Annotated in this window: 14 protein-coding genes; 8 read left to right on the forward strand and 6 right to left on the reverse strand. The window is 70.4% G+C overall.

What is annotated here, in order from left to right; all coding sequences use genetic code 11:
• The first annotated feature begins 260 nt into the window (after positions 1-260).
• The 4 genes from A2G96_RS29205 (at position 261) to A2G96_RS29220 (ending at position 4,354) form a co-directional block, all read left to right on the forward strand.
• Positions 261-464 (forward strand): cold-shock protein, encoded by a 204-nt coding sequence (locus A2G96_RS29205; RefSeq protein ID WP_062803619.1) that lies wholly within the window; start codon positions 261-263, stop codon positions 462-464.
• A 231-nt stretch (positions 465-695) separates the two neighbouring features.
• Complete coding sequence (hpnD, locus tag A2G96_RS29210; RefSeq protein ID WP_062803620.1) at positions 696-1,571, forward strand: presqualene diphosphate synthase HpnD; 876 nt, start codon at positions 696-698, stop codon at positions 1,569-1,571.
• A 60-nt stretch (positions 1,572-1,631) separates the two neighbouring features.
• The gene (gene shc, locus A2G96_RS29215) at positions 1,632-3,665 is read left to right on the forward strand and encodes a squalene--hopene cyclase (protein WP_062803621.1); all 2,034 of its coding nucleotides are present in this window, start codon (positions 1,632-1,634) and stop codon (positions 3,663-3,665) included.
• Positions 3,662-4,354, forward strand: coding sequence for a phosphorylase (locus A2G96_RS29220; protein WP_062804201.1), 693 nt, complete (start codon positions 3,662-3,664; stop codon positions 4,352-4,354). The genes shc and A2G96_RS29220 overlap by 4 nt, the downstream gene beginning before the upstream one ends.
• Before the next feature lie 14 nt (positions 4,355-4,368).
• On the opposite strand, the gene A2G96_RS29225 is transcribed toward A2G96_RS29220, so the two are convergent.
• Positions 4,369-5,634: an Hsp70 family protein gene (locus A2G96_RS29225; RefSeq protein WP_062803622.1), complete on the reverse strand. Its 1,266-nt coding sequence runs from the start codon at positions 5,632-5,634 to the stop codon at positions 4,369-4,371.
• 230 nt (positions 5,635-5,864) lie between these two features.
• Between A2G96_RS29225 and A2G96_RS29230 the strand changes: the two genes are divergently transcribed.
• Both A2G96_RS29230 and A2G96_RS29235 read left to right on the forward strand, forming a co-directional pair.
• Complete coding sequence (locus A2G96_RS29230; protein ID WP_062803623.1) at positions 5,865-7,064, forward strand: CaiB/BaiF CoA transferase family protein; 1,200 nt, start codon at positions 5,865-5,867, stop codon at positions 7,062-7,064.
• The gene (locus A2G96_RS29235) at positions 7,061-7,948 is read left to right on the forward strand and encodes a citryl-CoA lyase (RefSeq protein ID WP_062803624.1); all 888 of its coding nucleotides are present in this window, start codon (positions 7,061-7,063) and stop codon (positions 7,946-7,948) included. The genes A2G96_RS29230 and A2G96_RS29235 overlap by 4 nt, the downstream gene beginning before the upstream one ends.
• A 34-nt stretch (positions 7,949-7,982) precedes the next feature.
• Here A2G96_RS29235 and A2G96_RS29240 read toward each other — a convergent pair whose 3' ends face one another.
• The gene (locus A2G96_RS29240) at positions 7,983-9,227 is read right to left on the reverse strand and encodes a GGDEF domain-containing protein (RefSeq protein WP_062803625.1); all 1,245 of its coding nucleotides are present in this window, start codon (positions 9,225-9,227) and stop codon (positions 7,983-7,985) included.
• Between the two features lie 209 nt (positions 9,228-9,436).
• Positions 9,437-10,186 (reverse strand): IclR family transcriptional regulator, encoded by a 750-nt coding sequence (locus tag A2G96_RS29245; protein ID WP_062803626.1) that lies wholly within the window; start codon positions 10,184-10,186, stop codon positions 9,437-9,439.
• 419 nt (positions 10,187-10,605) lie between these two features.
• Between A2G96_RS29245 and A2G96_RS29250 the strand changes: the two genes are divergently transcribed.
• Positions 10,606-10,839 (forward strand): IclR family transcriptional regulator, encoded by a 234-nt coding sequence (locus A2G96_RS29250; RefSeq protein ID WP_231909691.1) that lies wholly within the window; start codon positions 10,606-10,608, stop codon positions 10,837-10,839.
• 163 nt (positions 10,840-11,002) lie between these two features.
• Complete coding sequence (locus A2G96_RS29255; protein WP_062804202.1) at positions 11,003-11,368, forward strand: helix-turn-helix domain-containing protein; 366 nt, start codon at positions 11,003-11,005, stop codon at positions 11,366-11,368.
• A gap of 2 nt (positions 11,369-11,370) precedes the next feature.
• Here A2G96_RS29255 and A2G96_RS29260 read toward each other — a convergent pair whose 3' ends face one another.
• From A2G96_RS29260 to A2G96_RS29270, 3 genes are all read right to left on the reverse strand, one after another.
• Positions 11,371-12,141, reverse strand: coding sequence for a class I SAM-dependent methyltransferase (locus A2G96_RS29260; RefSeq protein WP_062803628.1), 771 nt, complete (start codon positions 12,139-12,141; stop codon positions 11,371-11,373).
• Positions 12,142-12,202: 61 nt separating this feature from the next.
• On the reverse strand, positions 12,203-13,084 hold the full coding sequence (locus A2G96_RS29265) for an ABC transporter permease (RefSeq protein ID WP_062803629.1): 882 nt from the start codon (positions 13,082-13,084) through the stop codon (positions 12,203-12,205).
• Positions 13,085-13,099: 15 nt separating this feature from the next.
• Positions 13,100-13,936, reverse strand: coding sequence for an ABC transporter ATP-binding protein (locus A2G96_RS29270; RefSeq protein WP_062803630.1), 837 nt, complete (start codon positions 13,934-13,936; stop codon positions 13,100-13,102).

Raw genomic sequence — 13,936 nt, forward strand, 5'->3', positions numbered from 1 at the left:
CGGAACCTCTCATCATGATTAGGCGCTTAGCCTGATTGACACACCGGGAAAATTCGGCAGAATGATTCCCACTTGTGCAGCGCCCATTCGGTGTGTCATTTGGTGTTGTCGTTCCGTGACGGTTTCGGTTGTCACGACAGCGACATATCGAAGTCATATGGAATGCGCTGGCGGGGACGATAAAACAGATCCGCGGGTGCGTTGCACACGGTGTATAACGAGCGTTTTCGCTCATTTTGAAATTCAAGGTTGAGATAGATATGGAAACCGGTACCGTTAAGTGGTTCAACGACGCCAAGGGCTTCGGCTTCATCACGCCGGACGAAGGCGGCAATGACCTGTTCGCGCACTTCTCCGCCATCGAAGGCTCGGGCTTCAAGTCGTTGAAGGAAGGCCAGAAGGTGCGCTACGTCAAGGCCATGGGCCAGAAGGGCGAGCAGGCCACCAAGATCCAGGCCATCTGATACCGGTGAGCCCTCGCGCTGGTCCGACGGACCAGCCGGCGTGAAAGCGCCACCAAGCCCCGCAGGATTGCGGGGCTTTTGTTTTGGCGCCCCCTGCTGCAGCACGGTTGCGGCCGCGCCGTTGCAGGTGAAATTGCTATAATCGCCCGACCCACAACCACCTCCCGGGCGGGTTGCGCGCCAGTGCCGCGCGGCCGGCGCGGGATGGTAAGCAGCGTGTCGAGGAGTTACGTGGCCGGTACTCAGATCGCAGCTTCAGGCAGCCGTGCCGCCATCGGCGCACAGGCTGGTCCTGCCGCCTCGTCGGGCAGTTCCTTCCATGCCGCGCTGCGCATCCTGCCGGCGGCCCAGCGCCAGGCCATGTTCGAGATCTACGCGTTCTGCCGCGCCGTCGACGATATCGCCGACGGCGACGCGCCGCATGCCGGGCGCCTGGCCGCGCTCGACGCCTGGCGCCGCGACATTGCCGCCTGCTACGCCGGCAACCCGCCCGCGCCGCTGCAGCCGCTGTGCGCTCAGATCCGCGCCTTCGGCCTGCAGCAGGCCGACTTCCTCGCCGTGATCGACGGCATGACCATGGATGTGGTGCAGGATATCCGCGCGCCCGACGCCGCCACCCTCGACCTGTACTGCGACCGCGTGGCCAGCGCGGTGGGCCGGCTGGCGGTGCGCGTGTTCGGGCTGGAGACGGATTGCGGCATTGCGCTGGCGCACCACCTGGGCCGCGCGCTGCAACTGACCAATATCCTGCGCGATATCGACGAGGATGCCGCCATCGGCCGGCTCTACCTGCCGGCCGAGGCGCTGGCGGCGGCCGGCATTGCGGCCGACCTCGGGTCGGCCACACCGGCGGCGGTGGCCGCGCACCCGGCGCTGGGCCAGGCGTGCGCCGCCGTGGCGCGCGAGGCCCAGGCCCACTACGACCAGGCCGGGGCCATCATGGCGCGCTGCCCGGCACGCCAGGTGCGTTCGCCGCGCATCATGGCCGAGGTCTACCACCGCATCCTGACGCGGCTGTGCGCGCAGGGCTGGCGGGCGCCGCGCCAGCGCGTGCGCCTGCCGCGCGCGCAATTGCTCTGGATCGTGCTGCGCCACGCCATTGGCTGAGCGCGGCGTGCCCATGCCAGCCGGAGCCGGCCACGCCGGGCGCCGGCACAAGGAGGCTGCATGTCGATGAACGAGACTGCCTTTGCCAACGCCGCGCCGCAGGCGGCCGATGCCGCGCGGCGTCAGCCGGCCGGCCCGCAGCAAGCGCCGGCGCTCGACCATGGCATCGACCGCGCGCTCGACGCGCTGCTGCACCAGCAGCGCCCCGACGGCCACTGGATCTACGAACTCGAGGCCGACGCCACCATCCCCGCCGAATACGTGCTGATGGTGCACTACCTCGGCGAAGCGCCCGACCTCGACCTGGAAGCGCGCATGGCCCGCTACCTGCGCCGCATCCAGAACCCGGACGGCGGCTGGCCGCTGTTCCATCAGGGCCGCTCGGACGTCAGCGCCAGCGTCAAGGCGTATTTCGCACTGAAGATGGCGGGCGACGATCCGCAGTCCGCGCCGATGCAGCGCGCGCGCGAGGCCATCCACGCCATGGGCGGCGCCGAGGCCAGCAACGTGTTCACGCGCACGCTGCTGGCGCTGTACGGCGTGCTGCCATGGAAAGCGGTGCCGATGATGCCGGTCGAGATCATGCTGCTGCCGCGCTGGTTCCCGTTCCACCTGTCCAAGGTCTCGTACTGGGCCCGCACGGTAATCGTGCCGCTGCTGGTGCTCAACAGCCTGCGCCCGCAGGCGCGCAACCCGCGCGGCGTCGGCATCAACGAACTCTTCGTCGGCAACTGCCACACGGTGGGCCTGCCGCCGCGCGCGCCCCACCAGCATGCCGGCTGGTACACGCTGTTCCGGGGCCTGGATGCGCTGCTGCGCGTGGCCGAGCCGCTGTTTCCGCGCACGCTGCGCCGGCGCGCCATTGCCGCGGCACAGCGCTTCGTGCGCGAGCGCCTTAACGGCGAGGACGGCCTGGGCGCGATCTTCCCGGCGATGGCCAACAGCGTGATGATGTTCGACGTGCTGGGCGTACCGCCCGACGATCCGGCGCGCGCGCTGGCGCGGCGTTCGCTCGAGCGCCTGCTGGTCGAGCACGGCGACGAGGCGTATTGCCAGCCCTGCCTGTCGCCGGTGTGGGACACCGCGCTGGCCACGCACGCGCTGCTGGAAACCGGCGAAGCGCGCGCGGCGCAGGCTGCCGGGCGCGCGCTGGACTGGCTCAGGCCCTTGCAGGTGCTGGACCTGCGCGGCGACTGGGCGGTGCGCCGCCCGCTGGTACGCCCCGGCGGCTGGGCCTTCCAGTACGCCAACGCCTACTACCCCGACGTCGACGATACCGCGGTGGTGGCCGCCGCCATGGACCGCTTCATGCGCGCGCACCATGCGCCGGGGCGTTACGGCGAGGCGGTGGCGCGCGCCACCGAGTGGATCGTCGGCATGCAGAGCGGCAACGGCGGCTGGGGCGCATTCGAGCCCGAGAACACGCACCTGTACCTGAACAACATCCCCTTTGCCGACCACGGCGCGCTGCTGGACCCGCCCACCGCGGACGTGTCGGCGCGCTGCCTGTCGATGCTGTGCCAGACCGGCGCCACCCCCGGCACGAGCGAGCCCGCCGCGCGCGCGCTGCGCTACCTGCTGGCCGAGCAGATGCCGGATGGCAGCTGGTTCGGCCGCTGGGGCACCAACTACATCTACGGCACCTGGAGCGCGCTGTGCGCGCTCAACGCCGCCGGCCTGCCCCCTGCCGCGCCCGAGCTGCAGCGCGCGGTGGCATGGCTGGCGCGGATCCAGAACGCCGACGGCGGCTGGGGCGAGGACGGCAGCAGCTACCGGCTCGACTACCGCGGCTACGAGCCCGCGCCCAGCGCGGCCTCGCAGACCGCGTGGGCGCTGCTGGCGCTGATGGCGGCGGGTGCCGCGCAGCATCCGGCGGTGGCGCGCGGCATCGACTACCTGCTGCGCACGCAGCAGCCCGGCGGGCTGTGGCATGAGTCCCGCTTTACCGCGGTGGGATTTCCGCGCGTGTTCTACCTGCGCTATCACGGCTATGCGCGCTACTTTCCGCTGTGGGCGCTGGCACGCTACCGCAACCTGCAGCGCGGGCAGATGGAAGAGAGCAGCCACAGCGGCCAGGTGTCATGGGGCCTGTGACGGCGCCGTTCGTGCTGGTCGTCACCGGCATGGCATTCGAGGCCCGCATCGCGGCCGGACCGCACTGCCGCGTGGTGCACGGCGTGCGCGGCCTGGCGCTGGAGCAGGAGGTGTCGGCGATGGCCAGCCGGCACTGCATGGGCATCCTCAGCTTCGGCGTGGCCGGCGGGCTGGAGCTAACGCTGGCGCCCGGCGATGTGGTGCTGGCCGATGCGGTGTGCGCGCCCGGCGAGCATTACGACACCGACACCACCTGGATGCGCGCCATGCACGCGGCGCTGCCGCACGCGCGCATCGGCACCGCGGCCGGCGCCGACCAGCCGGTGTTGACGGTGGCCGCCAAGGCCTCGCTGCACCGCGCCACGGGCGCGCTGTGCGTCGACATGGAATCGCACCTGGCCGCGCGCATGGCATCGGCGTGCCGGCTGCCGTTCGCGGCTTGCCGGGTGGTGATCGATCCGGCTTCTCGTGCGGTGCCGGCAGCCGCCGCGGCTGGCATGGGCGACGGCGGCAAGACCGATGTGACCGCCGTGCTGGGCGGGTTGCTGCGCGCGCCGCAGGAACTGCCGGCGCTGCTGCGCCTGACCGGCGATGCCGCTGCCGCGCGCGGGGCGCTGCGGGCGGCAAGGCTGGCGCTGGGCGATGCGTTTGGCTTGCGCGACATGCGCTCACAGCAAGCAGACTTCTGACAGGGGTACTCCCCTCACCCAAACTTCCTCACCGCATCCAGCGCCAGCCCGCTGCCGATGCTGCCGAACCGGTCGCCTTCGACGCAGCGCGCCTCGGGCAGCAACGCCGCCAGCCGCTGGCGCAGCAGCGGCACGCTGCTGGAGCCGCCGGTAAAGAAGATGGTATCGACCGCGCTGCCGCGCACGCCGGCGTCGGCCAGCAGCTTGTGCACGGTCTGCTCGGTCTTCGCCACCAGCTTGTCGATCGACGCATCGAACTCGTCGCGCGTGATGGTCAGCGACAGGTCCGGCTCCAGCCGGTGCAGGTCGACCTCGGTGCTGTCCGTGTCCGACAGCGCAATCTTGGCGGCTTCGACCTGGATCGCCAGCCAGTGTCCGGCGCGCTCGCGGATCAGCCGCACCAGGCGGTCCAGCTTGACCGTGTCGGCGGCGTCGCGATAGTTGTCCATCACCAGCGACCACGCCTTGCGCGTATAGAGCAGGTTGATGGTGTGCCAGCTGGCCAGGTCGAAATACTGGCTCGACGGCATCGCCTTGCCGTTGCGCAGCGCGCTGCCCAGGCCCAGCAGCGGCATTGCGCGCGCCAGGCTGAGCGCGCGGTCGAAGTCGGTGCCGCCGATGTGCACGCCGCCGTTGGCCAGGATGTCGTCGCGCCGGTCGCTGCGCGCGGCGCGCTCGGGCGACAGCCGCACCAGCGAGAAATCCGAGGTGCCGCCGCCGATATCGGCGACCAGCACCAGCTCCTCGCGCGCGATGCCAGCCTCGTAGTCGAAGGCCGCCGCGATCGGCTCATACTGGAACGCGATCTCGCTGAAGCCCGCGTCGCGCGCGATCCCGGCAAGCGTGTCTTCGGCCAGCTGGTCGGCCACCGGGTCCTCGTCGATAAAGAACACCGGACGCCCCAGCACCGCGCGCGAGAAGCCGGTGCCGGCGGCCTGCTCGGCGCGCGACTTCAGCTCGCCGATGAAATGCGCCAGCAGCTTGCGGAACGGCATGGCCTGGCCCATCACCTCGGTGCTGTCGTCCATCATCGAGGTGCCCAGCAGGCTCTTGAGCGAGCGCATCAGCCGGCCCTCGTAGCCCGCCAGGTAGTCGCCCAGCGCGGCGCGGCCGTAGCTGACCAGCGGATCCTCGGCATGGAAGAAGATCACCGACGGCAGCGTCGCCTTGCCATCCTCCAGCGGCAGCAGCGCGGCCGCGCTGCCGGGGCGGCTCCAGCCCACCGTCGAGTTGGATGTGCCGAAATCCAGGCCGCATGCGTTTGACATCTTCGATTCCATTTTCCTGCCAGCAAAGTGGCCCGCGCGGCGCAAGGCCGTTGCGGGCGGGGGCGCTATTGTAGGGCAGCGACCGGGTCCGTGCCTGCCGGCTCCACCTGCCGTGCCGGAGGCGGGCCCGAAGCCAACCTTGACATGGATGCGGGGCGGCTCCTATGCTGCGTCTGTTCTTTATAAAAGATCGTTGTTCTGTTGTACAGAATACACTGTGCGACGGAGATCTGACCCTCGCCATGCAAAAACCATTACGCCATGTTCGCGTGCTCGACCTCACCAATGTGCTGGCCGGGCCGTTCTGCTGCCACCAGCTGGCCCACCTGGGCGCCGAAGTGATCAAGGTCGAAACCCCTGGCAGCGGCGACCTGGCGCGCCAGCTGGGCGCCGACCCGGAGCTGAATCAGCGCCTGATGGGCGTGTCGTTCCTGGCGCAGAACCCCGGCAAGCAGTCAGTCACCCTGAACCTGAAGCACGCCAGCGGCAAGGCGGTGTTCCGCAAGCTGGTGCAAAGCGCCGACGTGGTGGTCGAGAACTTCCGGCCCGGCGTGATGGATCGCCTGGGACTGGGCTATGACACCCTGAAGCAGGACAACCCGCGGCTGATCTACTGCGCGATCTCGGGCTTCGGCCAGGACGGGCCGCTCGCGGGGCTGCCGGCCTATGACCAGATCATCCAGGGCATGGCCGGCGTGATGCAGATCACCGGCGACGCGCACAGCGCGCCGCTGCGGGTGGGCTATCCGGTGTCCGACACCATCGGCGGGCTGACGGCGGCGCTGGCGGTGTCGGCGGCGCTGGCCGATACCGGGCGCACCGAGGGCTATTTCATCGACGTATCGATGCTGGAAGCGACGCTGGCCACGATGGGCTGGGCAGTGTCCAACCACCTGATCGCCGGCCGGGCGCCCACGCCGATGGGCAACGAGAACATGACCGCGAGCCCGTCCGGCACCTTCCGCACCGCCGACGGCCTGCTCAATATCGCCGCCAACAAGCAGGAACAGTTCGAAGCGTTGTGCCGCGTGGTGGGTCGCCCGGCGCTGGCTGGCGATGCGCGCTTCGCGCAGCGGCAGGCGCGGCTGGCCAACCGGGCCGCGCTGACGCAGGCGCTGGAAGCCGAACTGGCGACCCGGCCGGCCGCCGAATGGTGGCCGCTGCTGACCGCGGCCGGCGTGCCGGCGGGGCCGGTGCTGGACGTGCCGCAGACGCTGGCCCATCCGCAGGTCAGCGAGCGCGGCATGATCGGCGAGTTTGCCGATGCCCCCGGCGTGGGCCGCGAAATCCGCGTGGTGCGCACCGGCTTCAAGCTCAACCGCGAAGCGCCGGCGGTCGACACGCCGCCGCCGCAGCTGGGCCAGCATACGCGCCAGGTGCTGGGCAGCCTGGGCTACAGCGATGCGGACATCGATCAACTGAACCGCGAGGGTGCGATATGAGCTTCAGCCAGACACAAGACGACGGCATGGATGCCGGCCAGCGCCAGTCGCAGGACTGGTGGCGCACCGGCATCATCGACATGCGCCCGGGCGAGATCCGCTACCGTGGCTACCCGATCGAGCAGCTGATCGGGCGGGTGTCGTTCGCGCAGATGATCTGGCTGATGCTGCGCGGCGAGCTGCCCGGGCCGGGCCAGGGCGAACTGCTGGACGCGGCGCTGATGGCCGCCGTCGACCACGGGCCGCAGGCACCCAGCATCGCCATCGCGCGCATGGCCGCGACCTGCGGCGTGGGGCTGAACAATGCCATGGCGTCGGCCGTCAACGTGCTGGGCGACGTGCATGGCGGCGCGGGCGAGCAGGCGGTGGCGTTGTACCAGGACGTGGCGCAGCGGCTGGATGCCGGCAGCACCATGGAACTCGCCGTCGGAGATGCGCTGCGGCACTACCGCGACCTGCACGGCAAGTATGTGGCCGGCTTCGGCCACCGCTTCCATCCGGTCGATCCGCGTGCGCCGGCGCTGCTGGCGCTGGTCGCGCAGGCGGCGGAAGACGGCGTGGTGAGCGGCCGCTACGCGGCCATCGCGCGCGCGGTCGAGGCAGCCCTCGGCGCCGGGCGCGGCAAGCCGATCCCGATGAACATCGATGGCGCCACCGCGGTGATCTACGCCGAACTGGGCTTCGCCGCGCCGCTGGCGCGCGGGTTGTTCTGCCTGTCGCGCTCGGTCGGCATCCTTGCGCACGCTTGGGAGCAGCAGTGCGAGGGCGGGCGCAACAAGGGCCCGATGCCGCGGCAGTTTTTGTGGACCTATGACGGTGCGCCGCCGCGCGACGTGCCGGAGAAGCATAAGCCCGTGCATAAGCCCGCGCATAAGCCCGCATAAGCGCCAAGACCCGCCGGCAGACCGGATCGCGCGCTCAGCTGGCCAGGTCGGGATGCGGCTCCAGCAGCGGCGAAGCCGCCGCGCCGGCGGCGGGCTCGGCCATCGACGATGCCAGCACATAGCGGTCGCGACCATGCGCCTTGGCGTGGTAGAGCGCGCGGTCGGCATCGGCGAACAGGGTCCGCCACAGCGCCTCCCGGCTGCCCGCGCCGCCACGCAGCTGCGCCACGCCGATGCTGACGCTGGCATGGCCGCGCCCGGCGGGCAGGGCGATCGCATGCACCTTGCGCAGCACGCGGTTGGCCAGAGCCGAGGCCTGCTGCTCGTCGGTATGCGGGCACAGCACGCAGAATTCTTCGCCGCCATAGCGCCCGGCCACGTCCGAGGCGCGGCGCGAGTTGTCCAGCGCCTGCGCCACTTCGCGCAGCACCGCATCGCCGGCGTGGTGGCCGCAGCTGTCGTTGACCTGCTTGAAGTAGTCGATATCGATCACCAGGCACGACAGCGGCTGGCCGTCGCGCTGCCAGCGCGCCACCAGCGACAGCGCCGACATCTCGAGCGCGCCGCGGTTGAGCAGCCCGGTCAGGGCGTCGATGCGCGCGCCGCTTTCGTTGTGCGCGACGATCTGCTCCATCGCCATCACGGTAAAGCCGAACAGCCCCAGCAGCGTGGCGATCAGCGGCGCCAGCGCCCAGGCCGAACCGGCCGGGCCGGCGAAGAATAGCGTCAGCGGCGCGGCAGCACCGCCCGGCGGCAGGTTCATGGCATGGCTGAAGCCCGCCAGCTGCGTGGCCAGCTGCACCAGGCTGGCCACCAGCACCAGCGGCGCCCCGATGCTGCGGCGCCCGCGCCCGGCGCGCGCCAGCGTGGCGAAGGTGGCCAGCGACACCAGCGCCAGCACGCCATAGACGATGCGCAGCACCAGCTGCGGGCCTTCGTGCAGTCCGCTCGAGGCCACCATCAGGCCGAGCACGATCGCGCCCGCCCCGAGCAGCGCGCCGGGATGCGCCGGCACGCCGTAGTAGACCCGCACGCCGCGGTAGATCAGCAGCCAGCCGGCGACGAAGGCGAACGCGCCCAGCGTGCCGAGCTGGCCGGTGCCGCTGGCCGCGCTGAGCGCCAGCGCCAGCCCCGCGGCCGACACCAGCACATGGCCGAAGGCCCACAGCCGCCCCGCCGTGCTCGCGCGCAGCGCGAACACAAGCCCCGCCGCAATGATCAGCGTGCCGCAGAAAAACACCATCATCACCACCGCAATGGTCTGCTGGTCCAGGTGCAAGGGATTTCCTCAAGGATGCCGTCCGTCCTGCCGTCAATCGATCGGCAGGCATCAGGCCACGGGGCGCGACGCAAGGCATGCGCGCGCTGAGTTCACCAGATGTGACGTGCGCTGTTTTTCATGCCAGCCGCATGATAGCCCGCGCCGGCGGCAAGTTGGCACCCCCTGCAAGCCGGGTCGGGTGCGCTTCACCTTGCCGGGTTTTTCGGTCAGTCCGGAACGGCCGCTCCCGGCGTGCCGTGCGGCGCCGTGCCGCCGAGCGCGCGCGTCAGCGAGCGCGCCGCCTGCAGCACATCGTCGCGGAAACCGTCGCGGTAGCGTGCCGCCGGGCAGGTCAGCGTCAGCGCGCCGGCCAGTACGCCGCCGGGGCCGAACACCGGCGCCGAAACGCCGGCAAGATCGGGGCTGCGGTCGCCCACCAGCGCGGCCACGCCGTCTTGCCGGATCCGGTCATAGAGCTCGCCGGGCTCGCCGGCGAAGGCGCGCAGCACGCGCGCGCCGGCGCCGCGGTCGCGCGGCAGCAGCTCGCCCGCGCGCACGTGGTCGCGTACCGGCTGCGGCGAATCGACGCGGTACAAACACAGCCGGTGCTCGCCCTGCTCGACATGGAAGGCCGCGCTCTCGCGCGTCACGTTGACCAGTTCGCGCAACGCCGGCATCACCACCGCCTCGAGCGAGAACGACGCCGCATAGACCGCGTGCAGCCGCGCCACCTCCGGCCCCAGGCCATAGCGGCCGTCGGCGTGGCGCTGAACCAGCCCGGCGTGTTCGAGCGATGCCAGCAGGCGCAGCAGCGTGCTTTTATAAAGGCCGCTGCGCTGCGCCAGTTCGGCCAGCGCCAGCGCGCCATCGCCCAGGCGGAACACCGACAGCACGAACAGGGCCCGGTCCACGGCGATGGCACCGCCGGCGGCGGCATGCTTGTCGGCTTCGGAAACCTGTGCGGCTTTGCGTGGCATGGCGGGCGGCGGGTAATGAACCCTGATGGCGTTGGGTCGAAACGATGCGCCACCGTATAGAACGCTCCGGGGGTTGTCAATCCGCGTGCCTGGTGGAACCGAAGTGCCGCGGCGCCGACGCATGCGCGATCGCATGGTGGCGTTTTTCTGCAACACCCATACCCGGTCCCTGCCCCGACCGCGCATTCGTGCAAGCGGCGTCTGCGCCCCCTGGGCCATCGCATCCGCCACATTGCGACGTTCGCGCTTAGCCTATTCGCCACTCCTGGCTTTGCAAGCGGAATCAGCGGCCAAAACACCGCTGGCTTTTGCTTTAGCGGCCGCTGCACCGGATGGATAGAATCATGCGTTGCTCAACTCCGCACCATCCTGCTGTTTCCGCCGCAATGTCTCATCGCCGTGCTATTCCCGACCTTGGTATGACCGTTCCCGCACTCTCGCTTGGTGCCATCCTGGACGACCTGCGCAGCACCCCGCGGCCGCTGACGTCGGCGGAATATGCATACCTGGCCCAGCTGCGGCAACGCATCGTCACCGGCGACGCAGACCTGTGGACCACGCTCGAAACCGCGGGCGTACCGTGCAGCGAACGCCGGCTGTCGCCGGACGTGGTGCTGGCACTGACCGCGATCGGCCAGTTGCCGATGCACTGACTGAGTCGCTGCCGCACACCTCGCCGGAAAATTCCGCGCTGCATTTCTGAATCTGGCTGCCCACCTGCGCCGCGCCACCCCGCTACGATCGATCCACTTCGATCCGCCGGGGACCCGTAGCAGCGCACGAGCGCGACACCGCCCCCCCGGCCATGACATGGGCATGGCTTACCGACTCATCAACCGGCGCGTCTCCTTTCTCTCGTTGCGTGTCTTTGTCGCGCTGATGCAGCATCGCGATGCCGGCCGCGCCGCGCAGGCGCTCGGCATCCAGCCGCAACGGCTCCATTACCAGATCCGCCAGCTCGAGGCCGCGCTCGGCATGCCGCTGTTCCAATCCGGCGGCACCGGCTGGATGCCGACCGCGGCCGGGTTCAATGCCTTGCCCAAGATCCGCGCCATGCTCGAGATCTGGGATCAGGTTCAGGCCAGTACCCGCGCGCGCCGCCGTGCGGAAGCGGAGCGGCCGCGCGAGCGCTGCGCGGTGCGCGTCGGCGCGGCATTCTGGGTGCGGCAGGCGACCATGTAGGCTCAGGCGAGCCGTTCGCAGTGATAAGCCTCGGTGCGGTACGGGAAGGCGACCTCGGCACGGGCCGACAGCGCCGGATGCTGCTCGATAAGCGCGTGCAGGCGCGCGCGCACCTGCGCCTGCTCCGGCCCGGGCAGCGACGCAATGAAGCTGACCGACATCACGCGGTCCACGATCACCTGCTGCGGCGGCCCCACATGCGCGTAGGGCAGGCCCTGCAGCGCCAGCGGCCCGAAGCCCTCGGCGGGAAACACCCGCTTCCAGTCACCCTTGTGGAAGCGCGGCGCGTCGCCTTCGTACGGCGCCATGATCGCAGTCAGCTGCGCCACCCAGTCCACGCTTTCATCCCGGACGTTCCATACCAGTCCGAGCCGGCCGCCGGGACGCAGCACGCGGCGAATCTCCGCCAGCGCACGCGCGTTGGCAAACCAGTGGAACGCCTGCGCGCAGACCACGGCGTCGACGCTGGCATCTGCCAGCGGGATCGCCTCGGCGCTGCCCTCCAGTACCTGCACCGGCGCCACCGCGGCCGCCAGCTGCGCACGCATCTGCGCCACCGGTTCTACCGCGATCACCGTGGCGCCGGTCTGCACCAGCCGGCGCGTGAACTTGCCGGTGCCAGCCCCGAGATCGAGCACGACACGGCCGGCACGCAATTCCAGCGCATCGCGCAGCCAGGTGTCGATCCCGGCGGGGTAGTCGGGGCGTCCGCGCGCGTAGGTATCGGCCTGGCTGGCGAATCCCTGGGCGGCGGCTTGATGGATGGCGGTCATGGGCAGGCTCCGGTGCGTTACCGGAGCCGTAGCCTACGCGCCTGCGCGGCATCGGGCAAGGCTATTGCTGCATGCCCCAGCGGCGCACCGTCAGCCGCTCCAGCGTGGTGAACACCAGGCCCTCGACCAGCAGCCCGATCAGAATCACCGCGGCCAGCCCCGCGAATACGCGGTCGGTATAGAGCTCATTGCGGTTCTGGAAGATGAACCAGCCCAGCCCGCCCTGCCCCGACGACGCGCCGAACACCAGTTCGGCGGCGATCAGCGTGCGCCAGGCAAAGGCCCAGCCGATCTTCAGGCCCGACAGGATCGCCGGCAGCGCCGCCGGCACCAGCACCAGCGCGACATAGCGCAGGCCGCGCAGCCCGTAGTTGCGCCCGGCCATGCGCAGCGTGGGCGGTACCGCGCGGAAGCCGGCGTACATGTTCAGCGCGAGCGGCCACAGCACCGAATGGATCAGCACGAACACCAGGCTGCCGGTGCCAAGCCCGAACCACAGCAGCGCCAGCGGCAACAGCGCAATCGCCGGCAACGGGTTGAACATGGCGGTAAGGGTGTCCAGCAGGTCGCGCCCCAGGCGCGTCGATACCGCCAGCGAGGTCAGCACGAACGCCAGCACGATGCCGGCGGCATAGCCGCGCAGCAGCACCGACAGCGAGATCGCCGCCTTGCCCGGCAGCTCGCCGCTGGCCACTGCCGCGCCGAAGGCGCGCAGCGTGGCCAGGCAGGAGGGCAGCAGCAGGTCGTTGTCCTGGATGCGCGCCACCGCTTCCCAGATCAGTCCCAGCGCCAGCAGGATCAGCGCCTTGCGCAGCCAGTCCTGCTGCCACGCGCGCTGGTGCCACGGCAGTGCGCGCGCCAGCGGGGCTTCGGTGAAGGGCTCGGGCTCGCGCTCGTATTCGGGCCTCAGCGGGCCGGCCAGGTTGAGGGAGGGTTGGGTCATGTGCAATGTCGGGTTTCAGCGCGCTGCCGCACTGCGCGCCGGCGGCGGCGTCACGGCGGCGGGTGTGTCGAACAGCAGGCCATGGATGCGCTGCGCCGCGGCCTGGAATTCGGCGCTGCCCTGGCTGGCGAGGCTGAACTCGTGGCTGTCGAGCTCCGCGCGCACGCGCCCCGGATGCGGCGACAGCAGCAGGATGCGGCTGCCCACCACCAGCGCCTCTTCGATCGAATGGGTCACGAACAGCAGCGTCAGCGCGGCGTCATCGCACAGCGCCAGCAGTTCCTCCTGCATGCGCCGGCGCGTCAGTGCGTCGAGCGCGGCAAAGGGTTCGTCCATCAGCAGCACCTTGGGCCGCATCGCCAGCGCGCGTGCGATTGCCACGCGCTGCTTCATGCCGCCGGACAGGGTGTGCGGATAGGCGCCGGCAAACTCGGCCAGGCCCACCTTGTGCAGGCTGTCCTGCGCCAGCTCGCGCGCGGCCGCGCGCGACAGGCCGCGCGCGTGCCGCAGCGGGAACATCACGTTCTGCAGCACGGTCTTCCACGGCGGCAGCTGGTCGAACTCCTGGAACACCACGATGCGGTCCGGGCCAGGCTGCTGCACGCGCCGGCCCTCGAGCCGGATCTCGCCCTCGCTGGGCGCGACGAAGCCAGCCACCGCCTTCAGCAGCGTGGATTTGCCACAGCCAGAAGGGCCCAGCAGCACGAAGCGGTCGCCCGCGTGCACGTCGAAGCTGACGCGGTGCGTGGCGCGCACGATGCGCTCGGGGGTGCGGTACTCCAGCGACACGCCGTCGACCTGCAGCAGCGGCGCGGCGCGGTCCGAGACCACGCGCAGGTTGTGGCTGGCCAT

The organism is Cupriavidus nantongensis, from assembly GCF_001598055.1.
GTDB classification, from domain to species: domain Bacteria; phylum Pseudomonadota; class Gammaproteobacteria; order Burkholderiales; family Burkholderiaceae; genus Cupriavidus; species Cupriavidus nantongensis.

Bases quoted from the DNA above. Each gene is read 5' to 3' on its own strand.
- A2G96_RS29205 (WP_062803619.1), top strand. From the start codon at position 261: ATGGAAACCGGTACCGTTAAGTGGTTCAACGACGCCAAGGGCTTCGGC.
- shc (WP_062803621.1), top strand. From the start codon at position 1,632: ATGTCGATGAACGAGACTGCCTTTGCCAACGCCGCGCCGCAGGCGGCC.
- A2G96_RS29225 (WP_062803622.1), bottom strand. From the start codon at position 5,634: ATGGAATCGAAGATGTCAAACGCATGCGGCCTGGATTTCGGCACATCC.
- A2G96_RS29230 (WP_062803623.1), top strand. From the start codon at position 5,865: ATGCAAAAACCATTACGCCATGTTCGCGTGCTCGACCTCACCAATGTG.
- A2G96_RS29235 (WP_062803624.1), top strand. From the start codon at position 7,061: ATGAGCTTCAGCCAGACACAAGACGACGGCATGGATGCCGGCCAGCGC.
- A2G96_RS29245 (WP_062803626.1), bottom strand. From the start codon at position 10,186: ATGCCACGCAAAGCCGCACAGGTTTCCGAAGCCGACAAGCATGCCGCC.
- A2G96_RS29250 (WP_231909691.1), top strand. From the start codon at position 10,606: ATGACCGTTCCCGCACTCTCGCTTGGTGCCATCCTGGACGACCTGCGC.
- A2G96_RS29255 (WP_062804202.1), top strand. From the start codon at position 11,003: ATGGCTTACCGACTCATCAACCGGCGCGTCTCCTTTCTCTCGTTGCGT.
- A2G96_RS29260 (WP_062803628.1), bottom strand. From the start codon at position 12,141: ATGACCGCCATCCATCAAGCCGCCGCCCAGGGATTCGCCAGCCAGGCC.
- A2G96_RS29265 (WP_062803629.1), bottom strand. From the start codon at position 13,084: ATGACCCAACCCTCCCTCAACCTGGCCGGCCCGCTGAGGCCCGAATAC.
- A2G96_RS29270 (WP_062803630.1), bottom strand. From the start codon at position 13,936: ATGGCCAGCCACAACCTGCGCGTGGTCTCGGACCGCGCCGCGCCGCTG.